Raw genomic sequence first — 14,861 nt, forward strand, 5'->3', positions numbered from 1 at the left:
TAGGTGTTAGTACTATATAACTTCACACCAAGCATGGTGAAAGTATTCTTACTCACCATAAACGCCATGAAGAGAGCGCATACAGCATTACAGCTCACTGGAAACCTCGTATGTAAAGTTTAAGTTTGTTCAGCTTCTTAAGCAGCATATTATTGACGCCTTCTGAAGAGAGCGGTTTATGCTTCTTTATGATGAGTACAGGACCTTTATACCCCTTGGCCAGCACATAAGGCAGATTACCGATCAAAGAGAACTTGAACCTGCTGCTGGAGTCACCTATTATCAGAAGATCGTCTTCCGTAAGGAACTCAAGTACTGCGTTCTCAGCCGAGAAGTGTTCCTTCACATGATAAGTAATAGGCGCCATAGAAGTATCCCCGGCAAGTCCCTCAAGATCACGGTGAACAGAAACTTTCGTATCCCCCGCAAGATTCGGTTTTATCACCCTCAACACATGCAGCGGTACACCGGTACTCTTTGACAATCTCCTGGCAAGATGCAAACCATAGCTAGAGTTTTCTTTCCCGTTATAGGCAACGACTATGCGTCCCACCTTCCCTGGGAGATATCCCTTCAGCACAACAGTATTGTTTTTTGCAACGGAGAGTACCTGGTTTGCAACAGTTCCAAGAGAGGGATGAAAGCGGTTCATCTCATGCCACCCAATAATTATGAAATCGACTTTTTCCAGTTCAGCTTGCTCCATAATGGAATTTGTGATGCTGTGGTCAAAAGCTATTATGTACTCCCTCTCATGGCCTACAATAATGGGAAACTTTTCGAACCTTTCCCTGAGAAGACCATCCATCATGAGCCTGTTCTCGTGAAATGCTTCCTGAGCTGCTGTTAAACTGGTCTGTTGAGGAACTTTGATAACGCTAAGACCTATTATCTGGTCACCAAGGTTGTCGGCAAGATACAGCAGGTCCATTTCATGTTTTGGGTTTGCTATCGGGACAAGTATCTTGATCTTAGAACCGGACTCAAGTGGTACAGGTTGGATGTTGTTTTCCAGTACATCGAAGATATCATATTTGGGAAAAGCTTTTCCTTTTCCATAGTACTTGTACCAAGTCATCCCTATGAAAATGACAAACAATGCAAAAACCATAGGAAGCATCCCCATAGTAGGCAACAGTGCAATACTGAAAATGATGCCTATTACCTGAGTATAAGGAAAAAAGGGGTCACGGAAAACAGGTTTATATTCTTCGAGCGATCTGTTCCTCAGGAGTATTACCGAGGAATTGATAAGTACAAATATGAGGATATTGAAAGTGCTTCCAAGTTTTGCCAGTTGCTCCACATTGAACAATACCAGAAGGGAGATCATTACAAACCCTGTGACCAGGATAGCACGATATGGAGTATCATGCTTCTCATGTATCTTGACAAACCAATTCGGTATTAGATCATCCCGACCCATGGCAAAAGGAAATCGGGAAGAGGAAAGTATTGCAGCGTTAGCCGTAGAGACAGTGGCAAGTATACCAGCTATAACTATCAGTACTTTACCGAGATCTCCACTCATTATGACGGCAACGTCAACAAGAGGAGTAAAGGTGCTTATAGATTGCTCCAGTGTTAAGGCTCCGCTTACAACTACCATCACTCCCACATAAATCAGAGTGACGACACCTACTGAAGCGATAAGAGCACGGGGGAGATTCCGGGATGGGTCCTTAACTTCCTCGGATATCGCTGCAAGTTGCGTTATTCCAAGATAGGATATAAAAATAAGCCCTGTTGTAGAGAATACTGAGCTGTATCCATATGGCATGAATGGGGTAAACTTTTGAGGGTCAAATAAAAACAAGCCTTTTACGATGAACACAGCCAGTATGAGAAGCAGAAAGATAACAATCACATTCTGCAGTGAGCCGCTGCTTCGTGCACCGCGGTAATTTATGAACAATAATAACAGCCCTGCAGCAGTAGCAGTGATTATGATAGGTATTGGTATCAGCACAAAAAGATAATCTGCCAGTCCGATCAGCGCAAAAGAACCTTTAAAGACAAGTGCAAGCCATGCTCCTAAACCGATGACCGCACCAAAGGCTGCACCCATCGCCCTGCTAATGAAATAATAACTGCCACCCGCCCGGGGCATGCCGGTGGCCAGTTCAGCCATGCTTATGGCAGTTGCCATTGATATGATGCCGCCAAAAAGGAAAGATAGTATAGCTGCCGGACCGGCTGCGGATATTGCTATCCCGGGCAATATAAATATGCCCGCTCCTATCATGGTGCCTGTCCCGATGGCAAAGGTCTGAAAGAAACCCAGACTGCGTCCAAGTCTTTCTGTGGTTCTGATCGTACCCATTAAATACCTCATGTGGTCAAATTATTACACCGATGCTAAGAAAGTAGGGGAGTAAGATTTGGTTTTCTGCTGAAAACACCAGTAACGAATGATAATTAAGTAATCAAGTAAGTAGTCAAATAAGTATAAAAAAGTCACTATTTTCACTTGCCTTCCATGCAGAGGATTTCAGGTTCTCACACAATATTTAAAATAGAAAAACATGATTAATGGTTACTTACGCAAGAAAAAGTATATATGAACAGAATTCTCGAGCATGGGTGATAAGAATGGTCTCAATCAGTGAAGAAGATGTAAGGATACCTTTAGATGTGCCGCTGACTGCGCGTGCAACCTACTTAAAGAACTATATGGAAATAACCAAAGGGACTGGAAGGATGATGCTCTTTGCAGGTGATCAGAAAGTTGAGCACCTGAACGATGATTTCTTTGGCAAAGACATCCCGACTGATGATAATGACCCTGAACACCTTTTCAGGATAGCATCCCAGGGCAAGATTGGTGTTTTCGCTACCCAACTTGGCCTTATTGCAAGATATGGGATGGATTATCCGGACGTACCCTATCTTGTCAAGGTCAATTCCAAGTCCAACCTTGTGGAAACAGAGCAGATGGATCCATTCAGCAACCTGTGGTACGATGCCAAGCAGGTAGCTGAATTCCGTGACAACAGCGGGCTCAGGATACTTGGTGTCGGGTACACCATATACCTTGGAAGCGAGTTTGAGGCTGATATGCTGAACCAGGCAGCTCAGCTCATATACGAGTCACACAGGTATGGCCTTATCACAGTCCTCTGGATATACCCCCGGGGAGCAGCAGTGGAAGATGAGAAAGACCCACATCTTATAGCAGGTGCTACAGGAGTCGGGGCAACCCTTAACGCGGACTTTGTGAAAGTCAACTACCCGAAGAAGGAAGGACAGAAGTCTGAAGAGGCATTCAAAGAGGCTGTATTAGCCGCCGGAAGGACAAAAGTTGTCTGTGCGGGTGGTTCCAGTGATGAATGTGAACCATTCCTGAAAAAGCTGTACAAACAGATACACATCAGCGGTGCCCAGGGAAATGCAACTGGCAGGAATATCCACCAGAGACCACTTGATGAAGCTATAAGGATGTGCAATGCCGTCTATGCAATAACGATCGAGGATGCGTCGGTGGAAGAGGCACTGCAGATATACAAGGGTAAGTGAACTACCACCGGTTAAAACCGGTGGCTTCCTACTTCGTTCCCCTGACTTGTGCCAGTGAGTCCATAGGCTCTTCCCACAGTTCCTGCGGTGTTTAAGTTACTCAATGCTATTTTCTTGCTGTTGATAGATGCATTGATGTCTCTGTCATGCAATGTTTTACATGCTGGACATTTCCATTCCCTGATATCAAGAGTTAATTCCTTGAACTTGTATCCACAGACATTACACAATTTAGAGGATGCATCAAACCGACCTATCTTCAGGATAGTTTTGCCAAACCATTCTGCCTTGTAGATCAACTTGTCCACAAATCCAGACCAACCAACATCACTGATGCTTTGAGCTAAACAATGATTTCTAACCATTCCTTTTACATTCAGGTCTTCTATCACAATGGCTTGACTTTCGCGAATTATCATTGCTGAGACCTTATGCTGGAAATCGTTTCTCTGGTTAGCTATCAACTGATGATGTTTTGCTAATTTGACAACAGCTTTTTTCCTGTTCTTTGAACCTTTCGGTTTTCTGGATACACTCCTCTGTAATTTGACGAGTTTTTTTAATGACCTTTTCAGGAACTTGGGATTTTCAATTTCTTCTCCTGTTGAGAGAACAGCAAAGGTCTTAATCCCGACATCGATTCCAACTGTTGTCTCCTCAGTAAATAATTCAGGTTCAGGATAAGGTGCATGGTCTTCGATAAGAATACTTACGTGATATCTTCCAGCCGATGTCCTGGAAACAGTCAATGTTTTGAGAACCTTGAATTCCTTGTTCAATTTCTGGTCAAGGATAATTTCTCCGTTAACTTCCTTTGTCACAAGGCTATTCTCAATGAATTCCTTGCTCAGAAAATCCCGATGAAGAATGATTTTCATCCAACCTATTTTTGGGAGATATATTTGAGAGGAAGTCAGGTTGATCTGATAGTTTTGAGGAATCTGAAATGAGAAATGGTTGTCTTTCTTACTTTTCCAGGTTGGGTAGGAACCATTTCCTTCAAAGAAGTTCTTGAATCCCGTCAACAAATTCCGGTTGGCTTGTTGCAATGATTGAGAATTAATATATTTTAACCAGGGAAACGTTTCCTTGAGGGAAATAAGATGGTTATTAAGATCTACTTCCGTAACGTTTACTCTGAACTTTCCATGCATCAGATTCTTGATCGAAAGAGAATGATTGTATACGAATCGAGCAGCTCCAAAATGTTGCTCTAACAAAGCGCTTTGTCCTCTGTTTGGATAGATTCGATATACATTACCCTTTTTCATTCAAACCACTTAATTGAGAATTAGTTAATTATGTACATGTTTGCATGGGGTATATGCTTTTTTTGTTTGGGACGCAATTCATCCACCTGTTTCATTTCATAGAAATGGAACTCCCATCAAATCGAAGATTTAATGGAGGTTAAAACCGGGGGTCTTCTTGCTTCACGCTGATAAAAGAGGCCACTTGTAGCCTTTTTATTAACCCCATCATTTTTATTCATGTATTTTCTGGCTCCTGAATCAGATACAACTTGAGCTGGTGCTGTGTGCTTTGAAGATTTTCAGGTTTTCCTGAGTAACCAGGATAGAAAAAAGGCAGGCCAGCAAATGAATGCCAGACTTACAGAACATGACAACGAGCGCAGAAATAGGAAAATGGAGAAAATAGAAACTTCCGGGAGTAAAAATCCCGGAAATATTGAGATTACTGATTACATGCGCACTCGAAATCAAAACCCAGCATGAAAGTGCCGGTGCCATGTATATTCTTAAGGCCCATTCTCTCCTTCATATATTCATCACTCGGAGGGGATGGAGAAGCTAGTGTTGCATTGCACACTTCTGGGACATCATCCACTTCAGGGCATGGCTTCGGAGGCATCACTACAACCAGCGGATCTTTTTTACCATCCATCTTTTTAAGAACACCTGTATCGAAAAGTACGATATTTCCTATTATAAGATTGGTTTTGCAGTTTTTGAGTTCTTCCAGTTTCTGCTCGTCATCCACATCCTCGCCGACCACACAACCATGATGCATAAGGATTACATTTGGTCCTGCAGGCCATTTGAAATTCATATCGGTCGTGAACGCAAATATTACATCATTTTCAAGGACCTGTTTTACACCTTTGTTATCGCCTATCCCAAGACCCATCAGGGTCATCTGATCGGCCTTCTTTTCCAGTTCCCTGATAATCTCACGGTCCTGATCGGTGAGGACAAGGATATCCCCTACACCGTTCATATTCTTAATACAACAGCTGACCTGTTCTATGATCTCATCACGCTGCATGATCTACCTCGCATTTATCCGTATCAATAGTTAAATTGTAGTCTTGTACTGTCACAATTAATATTTGTCCATATTTAAGTATAGCGCATATAATAACACCTTACACTATATCAATATCGGCCTTCACACCAGCTAAAGAAGACAGGTCTTTCAGGTAATAGCCCTGAAGAAACCTACCCTGGGCTCGTATATATGGCCGTCTGAAAGGAGCTTGCGTACGGTATGTTCAACTGATCCTGTCGGAATGTTCTTTGAACTTGCTTCCTGGAGCAACTCGGCATATTCCATGCCTTTTCCACCATTCATCTCCTGCAGGAGATCCATGATAAATCCTTCAGTATCAAAAAGGTCACCTGACACTGCAGACAGACTGCTTTCAATGGATAGAAGAGCATCCCGTATCTGCTCTCTCATGTTCCGGAGGTAAGTTCTGTCGGTGCGATAGAAGTCCAGAGCCATGCATACCCCTTCTGCAACATGTGACGGCACGTTCTTCAGCGAGAGGTGGTCGAACAGTTCCATTCCACTGAGACCTGATGAAAGAGCCTCTTCAAAGACATCCAGTCGGTCAAGCGTTAGTTCTGCAGTATCAACCATCCATCTATTGCGAGTATCCTCATCAGCGTGATTGATCTCCTCAGGACGCAATGAGACAAAAACCGAGCCATCTCCCGGCTCATACGAACGGACCTTTCCGACAATGGTCACGAAAGAAGGGACTTCAACTGTCGATAGGAACACCGATGTTTCCGGCTGGAAATTCCCCGAGTACACGGTAAATGTGCCTGTGGGGTCCGACACCCTCGCCCTCCATAGCTCCTTTTCTCCTCCTTTCAGGCTTCCGATATCCTCTACTTCTGTTATGACTCCGGCTATGAAAAGACGATTCACCTTTGCACCCGCCGTTGTTACAAGGAAATTGGGGGCATGCAGGTCCGTCGGGCTGGTAACCTCCGAGCCGGAGCTTATCTGGAATCTGGAGTCATTGAACTCCCTGGCAAATACCCTGTGGGCCATCTCTCTTTCAGCCACCATCAATCACCTTTCCTTCAATTCTTTCAAGCAAAGAGCTTATGCGTTCCTTAAGGGATGTATCCGGGTACCAGACCGACTTTGCAACCAGAGTGACACCAAATTCATTCCTGGAGGAGTTGCCCCTGACAACAATATACTTCCCTGTCAGAACTCTTTTCATGTCATCGTAGACAACCTCTTTGGAAATGGACTCCCGGGCCATCTTTTCTGCTTCATACATACTCTTTCCGTAAACCACTTCTGACAACTCACAGTTAAGCATCACATGGAGGGAGCCGGTCCCATCATCAAGGATGAACTTTATGCGCATGTCAGACACACAGTCAACTGAACCATGAGCCCTGCAATTTGCTTTCTGGGTCACCCTGTTGCATACGGGACAACGATCGATCATCCCGGAACCAGGCCTGACTGAAATAATATTCCCAGCTACAGTTACATCGAATATACCGCTCTTCTCAAGCACCTTACCAATGGGAACAGAATCTGATGCCTTGCTTACGGATTCCAGCGAGAAAGGCAGGTCCTCAGGCTGCGATATCAGCTCGACAGCCGTGCTCTCTCCAAAATTAATGGAAGGTAGTCCCCGGAATATCCGGACTGTTGCACCTTCAAACCGAATGAAGCTCCCGATATCCGCACCTTTGAGCGGTGTCCACGAAGTAAAGGGAAGCTTTGCAGTCTCGTCTGCAATGACACCTTCAGTTATTGTCAGTAATTTGCCCTTCATCGGGACATCCCGGTGGTACATCTCAACTATGACCACAATAGAATTTGCCACCACATCAGCAGGAGCTATATCCTGAAGTTTCTTGAGATTCCTGTGGGACATCTCCTCTATGCCCGGTACCAGATCATCCGGGAGCTTATCGATCTGCGAACGTTTGCCAAAGTAAAGCTCGGGGCGGTTGTTCCACAGCCGCGTGTATGCATTCTTTATCCGGACAGCATCTCCGATCTTAAGCGACATGTCATCCCAGCACGTAAAAGAGCAGATACCAGTCCCATCTCCGAAAGAGCCGGTAAAAACACTCCTCTGCTCTCCCTGTACAGTGACAGTCCTTTTCTCGATGCTGATAATGCGGCCCTTGATATCAAAACTGTTCATTCCGCTCATGAGATCCTTTACCTGGACAGATGCCGGGGATTTTGACATAAACCTGTTCAGGATAGTCTTTTTTGCCTCATCGAGCGGGACCTTGAACTGCAAGAGCTTTTCCAGTTCAACTCTTATTTCCTCTGTATATCTGTTTCCAAGCGCCCTGCTTATTTCCTCTACATGGGGCGCGATTCTCTCATCCATAGATAGCCTCCGTATAAATGAAGGTAGTACTAGAAGGTCATTAACAAAATAGGGCCATCAGCAATAAATATAACCCGCTGACAAACCTTTCAGTTTTGAAAGCAGTAAAAGAAAGGTATATCAACTATCATACCTCATTTTCTGTGTGGAGTGAATCATTGTTTGTTGACCCTACATATCTCCACGCAGGAGGAACTTACATGCCAAAACTTGCAATCGTCTACCTTAGTACCCAGGGAAATACACAGATGATGGCTGAGGCCATCGCAGAAGGAGCCAGGGAACGCCATGTTGAAGTAAAGGTCAATAATTTTCATGAATGGGACCCTGCAGAGATAGAAGATTATGATGCCATAGCTGTTGGTTCATCTACATTTTATTATACCATGCTTGACCCTATTGCAAAGTTCATTGACAGGATAATAGAGGTGGGTGTTGATGGAAAGATAGGAGCTGCTTTTGGCTCCTATGGATGGAGCGGAGAGGCACCGGTAAAGATAGCAGAAAAACTGCGTAGCGCAGGAGTAGAGGTTATTGACCCTGTGTTAAGGATACAGTACACTCCCACCGAGAAGGATCTTTTTGAATGTAACCGCTTGGGAAAAGACCTGGCAGAGAGGGTGAAGAACAGGTAAATTATTTCCGTTCCCGAATTTCCGGATATTTCCACGCATTTCAGGGGAAAATGCAATGCATGATACTTGATCAGTTTATCCGGAATCAGAAAGCATATTTAATGCTGTTGCCGGAATGATTTGAGAATTTAAACATATTTATATACCTTATTTACCAATTAACATATATAGAATGCTTTATTAGAAGATGTAAGTTTTATTGAGGCATATTTATGACAATAATACCATTTGCACCCATTGAAAGAGTAATAAGGAACGCTGGCGCACAGAGAGTCAGTGAATCAGCAGCAATGGCTCTTACTGAAATGCTGGAATCTTACGGTTTAGAGGTTTCCAGAGAAGCTATAAAGCTGGCCGAGCATGCAGGCCGCAAAACAGTCAAGGCTGAAGATATCAAACTCGCCCGGGAAATGCTGGGCAAGTAATCCCCATATTTTCGTATTAAGCAATTTTTTAAATATTCATATTCCATTCATTGAAAGATCAAATTAGCTCTAAAACCCCATTCTAATTTGATCGGCTCTTTGTACCACATATCCGCACACTTTTCAGTAGCGCATAAGGAAAAGATCGAAAAGGCTTATACCTGTCAGCGTAACTATGCTGACAATTATGCCTGCTATCATGACACCTGCCAGTATTGCGGGGAAGGCATGCTTGAATTGTATCCCAAATACAAATGCTGCAGCACACCCAGTCCATGCACCGGTGACCGGAAGGGGCACAGCTACAAAAATAGTGAGTGCCAGAATGCCATACTTCTCAAACCTCCCGGAGTGGTTTCGATGGGTCCGGCCAAAAAGCCAGGTGAAGAATCGGTCAAATATAGGATAGCGACGCAATTGTGTGGAAACCGGTTCAAGGAATAAGAGTAAAGGGATGACAGGAAGCATGTTCCCAAAGACCGCCAGCAAATAAGCACTGGAGGGAGGCAGGCCATAGACCCCCAGAGCTATAGGAATGGCACCTCTCAGCTCGAATACTGGAAGGCAGCTTATTATGATGGTGGAAAGCCATGGAGGCACACTGCTGAGCAGCTCAAGTAACTGCACTTCCAGTGACATGATTATTCCTTTCCGGATAGTGCGAAATGAGCCAGCAGTGATTCCAGCTGGATGCGCTCGTTTGCACCTTCAGTAAGTCTGAAATCGATCTCTCCTATGACATCTATGAGTTCGACCATCTTTTTCTCAGGAATGTTAATTTCAAAGATAGCCCGATATACCTGACCAATAACATCCTCACCTGAAAGTCCCTGCTCAAGCAGGAAAACATCCAGATGCTTTCTTGCCGCTGTAAAGTTACCTGAGAGAGCGGTTTCGATGAGCTCACGGACCTGCTCAGGGCGGGCAGTGGCTGTTATCTTGTAGATAGCATCCCTATGGATAGTATCAGTAATGAGCGCAGCTGCCTGGAGCGAGTTGATAGCTTTTCTCATATCGCCCTGAGCAACATACTTGATAGCATCCACGCCGTCCTCGGCTATATCAAGACCTTCGTTCCGGGCTACAAAACGCACGCGTCCTGCAACCGCCTCATCGGAAAGAGGGCGGAACCTGTATACGGCACATCGTGATTGTATGGGCTCAATTATCTTGGAGGAGTAATTGCATGAAAGGATAAAACGGCAGTTGTTAGTGTAACGCTCCATGGTGCGCCTGAGGGCTGACTGGGCATCGGAGGTCAATGCATCGGCTTCATCAAGGAAGATTATCTTGAAGTCTGCGCCTCCTATAGGAGTTGTTTTCGCAAAGTTCTTTATCTTTGTTCTGACGACATCTATCCCTCGCTCATCCGAAGCATTCAGTTCTGTGAAGTTCTCACGCCATGATTCTCCAAAGAGTTCACGCGCTATGGACACTGAAGTTGCAGTCTTACCAACACCAGGAGGTCCGGAGAACAGAAGATGCGGCAGGTTTCGGGTCTTTATATAGGATTTTAACCTTTCAACCGTTTCAGTCTGGCCGACCACATCATCAAGCTTAAAGGGCCTGTATTTCTCAATCCATATCTCTTCTTTTATTTCTAACCCTCCGGCAGAAAAAGATAGTGTTTGACATGTATATGTGAACGTTGTTTTTTAACCTTTCGTAAGCTGAAATATATGAAAAATAGAGCAGGGGTGATGCTCCATCCAGCATTACCCGTTAAAAGAGATGCCTTAACCGTAGATAAGCCTGTAAGCGTATCTGCCAATGAAAGGTATCTTGAACTTCATTCCCCTGTAAGCCAGGAATGCAAACAGGATCACAAGGAACATCGCAGGGAAACCTATGAAATCAGCCAGTACCCAGCCTACATACGGCACCCATGCTATGAAGAATACCAGCAAGGACAGTGGCAGGAATACCAGAAGCGATTGCATGGCATGGAACCTGACAAACTTGTTCTCCCTCTCGATCAGCAGGAGAATTATAGCCGATACCCATAGCCCTACATAACTTAATGCTGCAACCTTATTCTCTTCAATACCCAGTTTTGTATCGTAAGTCACGGACATCACCTCGTTTCAATGGTATTCTGCGGGCACTTCTCCACACATATTCCACAAGCTGTACACTTGTCCTGATCTATCACAGCAAGGAAATCAGTTACAGTGATGGCCTGCTCGGGGCAGTTCTTCTCGCATATCTTGCAGCCTATGCATCCTACAGCACAGACTTCTTTCACAGCTTTACCTTTATCGTGAGAGACACAACGCACATGCACTCTCTCGGATTCCTTTGCAAATACAAGGATATCATTCGGGCATGAAGATATGCATAGTCCGCAGCTTGTACAGAGATTCTTGTTCACATGAGGGAGCCTGTCATCTCCGATGTAAAGTGCATCAAAAGGACATGCACGCACACAAGTACCGCGGCCCATGCATCCATAGCTGCAACCCTTTTCGCCGTCAGATAGCATCATAACCGCTTTGCAATCCTCAAATCCGACATACTCAAAACGGTCAACGCAGTTGAGACCTCCATGACACTTGATGAAAGGATATTGTTTCTCACCCTCGGCGACTTCCTGTCCCATGATTCCGCCTATTTCTTTTGCAACGTCAAAGCCTCCCACAGGGCAACCGGTGATTGGGGCATTCTCATTGACCACGCGTTCAGCAAAGTCGCTGCATCCTGCGTAACCGCATGCACCACAGTTGACACCAGGAAGGACACTTATTATCTCCTCAACCAGCGGATTGGTTTCAACCTTGAATTTCTTCGATGCAAATATAAGCATCAGGCCTACTGCAAGACCAAGGCCCCCAAGGATGGCCATCGACTCGATGAGGAAGGTAGTGGTATCATTCATATTGGTATCACCCAGAAGTAATTAACAAATGCAAGTGAGAGCATTGTAGCAATAAGGAATGCTTGAGGGAGTCCCCTGATGGAAGAAGGAATGCTTACAAATGTTGAACGCTCCCTTATCGAAGCCATCATCAGCATGACTATCGTATAACCCACACCAGCAGAGATGCCAAACACTACGCTCTGCATAAAATTATATTGTGACTGTACGTTCAGCAATACCACACCAAGCACCGCACAGTTGGTTGTGATCAGCGGAAGATAGATACCCAGTGAACGATACAGAGAGGGAATATTTTTCCTGACCACGAATTCCACAAGCTGGACAAGCGCCGCAATGACAACGATGAAACTTATCAGATCAAGAAATGTCATTTCTGTAGGCACCAGAATATAGGTGTAGAGCAGATAGGATGCCGTAGATGCCATTGCCATAACGAAGATAACAGCACCAGACATTCCTGCCGCACTCTTGACATCTTTGGTGACTCCCACGAAGGAGCAAAGACCAAGGAACTGGATGATCAGGAAGTTCTTGATGAACACACCTTCCAGAAATATCGCAAATAAAGCTTTTTCTACCATTTTAACCACCTTTTGCTCTCTTTTTAGCCCTCTGATAGTTAACTACAGCCATGAGGATGCCTATTGTAAGGAATGCACCCGGTGGCAATATCATGGTTGTCACGGCAGGATTTACCGGAAGTGATAACAACGTGTAGCCAAAACTAACTATCTGCCCGGTTCCAAGAATCTCACGTATCCCCCCTATAACCATCAACACAAGCAAAAAACCTGTGCTGATACCAAGCGCATCTATGAAAGAGGGAAATATGCTGTTTTTATTAGCATATGCTTCTGCACGTCCGATTATGATACAGTTGACGACTATAAGCGGAATGAAAACTCCTAAAGCCGTATACATTGAAGGCACATAGGCCTCCATTATCATTCTCACAATAGACACGAAAGTGGCTATAATTATAATGAATATGGGAAGTCTGACGGCTGAAGGAATCTGTTTCCTCATGGCTGAAATGAATATATTGGAGCATACCAGCACAAAAGCCGTGCCTGCAGACATACCAATTGCATTCTCAACTGAAGTTGTAACAGCCAGTGTTGGACAGAGACCCAGTACAAGTCCAAATATCGGGTTGTCCCTTGTAATTCCACGCATGAATTCACTAAATACGTTCATTTTTATCACCTAAGCCTCTGCCGCTTTGACCTGATTGATTTTCGTGTTCAATGCATTTACCACGGCCTGAGAAGAAATCGTAGCTCCGGTAATAGCATCAATTGACCCTCCTGACCTTGACAGAGCCAGTTGCTGCAGGGGAACTCCCCTGAACTGGTTCTGGAAAGCGGGGGTTGTGATCTTTGCACCCAAACCCGGAGTTTCCTCGTGGCTTAACACATCCATCCCCAACACATTAGAGAAGGAGGAATCTACAGCTCCTGCCACCACAATCATACTCTGGGATCCTTGTTGCCTCTGGAAGAAAGCATATGCAACGATATTGCCCGATTCATCCACTGCACGGTAGTAGAGTACTTCCCTTTCTCCCTCAGCATTTGCCGGCCCTTCTACTGGATCGAAGTTGTCTGCCCCTGGAACGAGTTCTGCCAGAATGGCCTTCTGAGCAGCTATCACATTAAGTTCTAGCTGCTGCTGTGTGGGAATGTAGGTAATTGCTAGCAGCAGAGCTGCGACAACAGATATAAGGACGAGTTTCCCTATGACAACTACAGTGTCCTTATTAGATTCACTCATCTGAGATCACCTCGTATTTCAAGGACGGTGGAATTCTTTTCATTATACGCTTGTAAGACCGCTCAAGCAGGGACTCATGGCCAAACATTGCAGGTAGCGTTTTTGTCTCAATGTATGCGGCTATGGCATTTGCAAGGAAGATCCCATAGATTGTCCCATCCACATAATTCCCGAAGTAACCATAGATAGATACCAGCAGGCCACAGGCGAAACCATAGATAAGGCGACCGTTCTTTGTAACAGGGGTAGTTGGAGTGTCAGTGGCAAGGAAAAGAATACCAAAGAAAACAATACCCACCATCACATACGATAGTTCGTCTGTCACCTCAAGGAAAATGAACATTGTCGACAGATACATCAGCGGGTTTAACACGCCTTCCTGGATAAGGCCTATCACTGCGGATAAGAAAGCGACTGTCTGGTTGAAGAAGAACACAGTAAGGGCAAAGACAAGAGGCACTCTCCATTCGATATATTTTTTATATACAAGATACACGCCACTAAGCAATAGTATGGGAGACACATCCACAAGCAATCCTGCACCATTCTCAAGTACGAGATCCGATAGTTGTCCCAGACTCGGTATCGATGCAGGAGTCATAAAGTCTCCCCAGGCACTCCTGACAAATACCCAGGCGACCAGCACGGGATTGAATATATATGAGCCAATACCGCCAAATGCATGTTTACCGATAGCTATGGCAAAGAAAGCTCCAAAGATCGGTATCCATATAGGTGCTTCGGGTGGAGTCAGCAGTGCGAACATAAGTCCGATAAGTGCAGCATGGCCATCCATTATGGTTACTTTCTTCTTAAAAATTCTCTGTATGCTGTATTCTGTTGCAACCGCAGCAAGCGAGGCTGCAAGTATGATCCCAAGGGCTGGCATACCGAAGAAGTATACAGACGCAAGGCTTACAGGAATAAGGGCCAATATCTTAGCCCTATTGATAGAGCTGAAACTAAATTTTGATTTTATATGTGGTGGAGCTGAAATCGTGTAATCCATG

General features: G+C 44.7%; 16 protein-coding genes. 3 read left to right on the top strand and 13 right to left on the bottom strand.

The genetic code is table 11. From position 1 onward, the window contains the following. Nucleotides 1-94: 94 nt before the first annotated feature. Nucleotides 95-2,323 (bottom strand): amino acid permease, encoded by a 2,229-nt coding sequence (locus QZZ22_RS00480; protein ID WP_292461556.1) that lies wholly within the window; start codon nt 2,321-2,323, stop codon nt 95-97. Nucleotides 2,324-2,592: 269 nt separating this feature from the next. Between QZZ22_RS00480 and QZZ22_RS00485 the strand changes: the two genes are divergently transcribed. Continuing rightward, nucleotides 2,593-3,516, top strand: coding sequence for an aldolase (locus tag QZZ22_RS00485; RefSeq protein ID WP_292461558.1), 924 nt, complete (start codon nt 2,593-2,595; stop codon nt 3,514-3,516). Between the two features lie 11 nt (nt 3,517-3,527). On the opposite strand, the gene QZZ22_RS00490 is transcribed toward QZZ22_RS00485, so the two are convergent. From QZZ22_RS00490 to QZZ22_RS00505, 4 genes are all read right to left on the bottom strand, one after another. Next, entirely contained in the window at nt 3,528-4,787 is a 1,260-nt protein-coding gene (locus QZZ22_RS00490) for an RNA-guided endonuclease TnpB family protein (RefSeq protein WP_292461559.1), read from the bottom strand. A gap of 424 nt (nt 4,788-5,211) precedes the next feature. After that, the gene (locus QZZ22_RS00495; RefSeq protein ID WP_292461561.1) at nt 5,212-5,802 is read right to left on the bottom strand and encodes a hypothetical protein; all 591 of its coding nucleotides are present in this window, start codon (nt 5,800-5,802) and stop codon (nt 5,212-5,214) included. Nucleotides 5,803-5,952: 150 nt separating this feature from the next. Continuing rightward, nucleotides 5,953-6,834: a DNA-binding protein gene (locus QZZ22_RS00500; protein WP_292461563.1), complete on the bottom strand. Its 882-nt coding sequence runs from the start codon at nt 6,832-6,834 to the stop codon at nt 5,953-5,955. Further along, nucleotides 6,827-8,140, bottom strand: coding sequence for a Single-stranded DNA binding protein (locus QZZ22_RS00505; protein WP_292461565.1), 1,314 nt, complete (start codon nt 8,138-8,140; stop codon nt 6,827-6,829). Before QZZ22_RS00505 ends, QZZ22_RS00500 begins: the two co-directional genes overlap by 8 nt. Nucleotides 8,141-8,340: 200 nt before the next feature. Between QZZ22_RS00505 and QZZ22_RS00510 the strand changes: the two genes are divergently transcribed. Both QZZ22_RS00510 and QZZ22_RS00515 read left to right on the top strand, forming a co-directional pair. Continuing rightward, complete coding sequence (locus QZZ22_RS00510; RefSeq protein WP_292461567.1) at nt 8,341-8,775, top strand: flavodoxin domain-containing protein; 435 nt, start codon at nt 8,341-8,343, stop codon at nt 8,773-8,775. 212 nt (nt 8,776-8,987) lie between these two features. Next, nucleotides 8,988-9,200 carry a histone family protein gene (locus tag QZZ22_RS00515; RefSeq protein WP_015053134.1) on the top strand — a complete coding sequence of 71 codons (213 nt, stop codon included), beginning with the start codon at nt 8,988-8,990 and terminating at the stop codon, nt 9,198-9,200. Nucleotides 9,201-9,323: 123 nt separating this feature from the next. On the opposite strand, the gene QZZ22_RS00520 is transcribed toward QZZ22_RS00515, so the two are convergent. From QZZ22_RS00520 to rnfD, 8 genes are all read right to left on the bottom strand, one after another. Further along, nucleotides 9,324-9,839, bottom strand: coding sequence for a small multi-drug export protein (locus tag QZZ22_RS00520; protein ID WP_292461570.1), 516 nt, complete (start codon nt 9,837-9,839; stop codon nt 9,324-9,326). A 2-nt stretch (nt 9,840-9,841) separates the two neighbouring features. Next, nucleotides 9,842-10,798 (bottom strand): replication factor C small subunit, encoded by a 957-nt coding sequence (locus QZZ22_RS00525; protein ID WP_292462164.1) that lies wholly within the window; start codon nt 10,796-10,798, stop codon nt 9,842-9,844. Between the two features lie 138 nt (nt 10,799-10,936). Beyond that, nucleotides 10,937-11,275: a DUF4870 domain-containing protein gene (locus QZZ22_RS00530; protein WP_342765064.1), complete on the bottom strand. Its 339-nt coding sequence runs from the start codon at nt 11,273-11,275 to the stop codon at nt 10,937-10,939. Then, a complete protein-coding gene (rnfB, locus tag QZZ22_RS00535) occupies nt 11,275-12,075 on the bottom strand; it encodes an Rnf electron transport complex subunit RnfB (protein ID WP_292461574.1) in 801 nt (266 codons plus the stop codon). The genes QZZ22_RS00530 and rnfB overlap by 1 nt, the downstream gene beginning before the upstream one ends. Continuing rightward, entirely contained in the window at nt 12,072-12,659 is a 588-nt protein-coding gene (gene rnfA, locus QZZ22_RS00540; protein ID WP_292461576.1) for an Rnf electron transport complex subunit RnfA, read from the bottom strand. The genes rnfB and rnfA overlap by 4 nt, the downstream gene beginning before the upstream one ends. 1 nt (nt 12,660) lies before the next feature. Then, nucleotides 12,661-13,275 (bottom strand): Rnf electron transport complex subunit RnfE, encoded by a 615-nt coding sequence (rnfE, locus tag QZZ22_RS00545; RefSeq protein WP_292461578.1) that lies wholly within the window; start codon nt 13,273-13,275, stop codon nt 12,661-12,663. 9 nt (nt 13,276-13,284) lie between these two features. Then, nucleotides 13,285-13,851: an Rnf electron transport complex subunit RnfG gene (rnfG, locus tag QZZ22_RS00550; protein ID WP_292461580.1), complete on the bottom strand. Its 567-nt coding sequence runs from the start codon at nt 13,849-13,851 to the stop codon at nt 13,285-13,287. Beyond that, nucleotides 13,844-14,860, bottom strand: a complete 1,017-nt coding sequence (rnfD, locus tag QZZ22_RS00555; protein ID WP_292461582.1) for an Rnf electron transport complex subunit RnfD — start codon at nt 14,858-14,860, stop codon at nt 13,844-13,846. The genes rnfG and rnfD overlap by 8 nt, the downstream gene beginning before the upstream one ends. Between the last annotated feature and the right edge of the window lies 1 nt (nt 14,861).

Origin of the sequence: Methanolobus sp., assembly GCF_016278365.1 — an archaeon.
GTDB lineage: Archaea > Halobacteriota > Methanosarcinia > Methanosarcinales > Methanosarcinaceae > Methanolobus.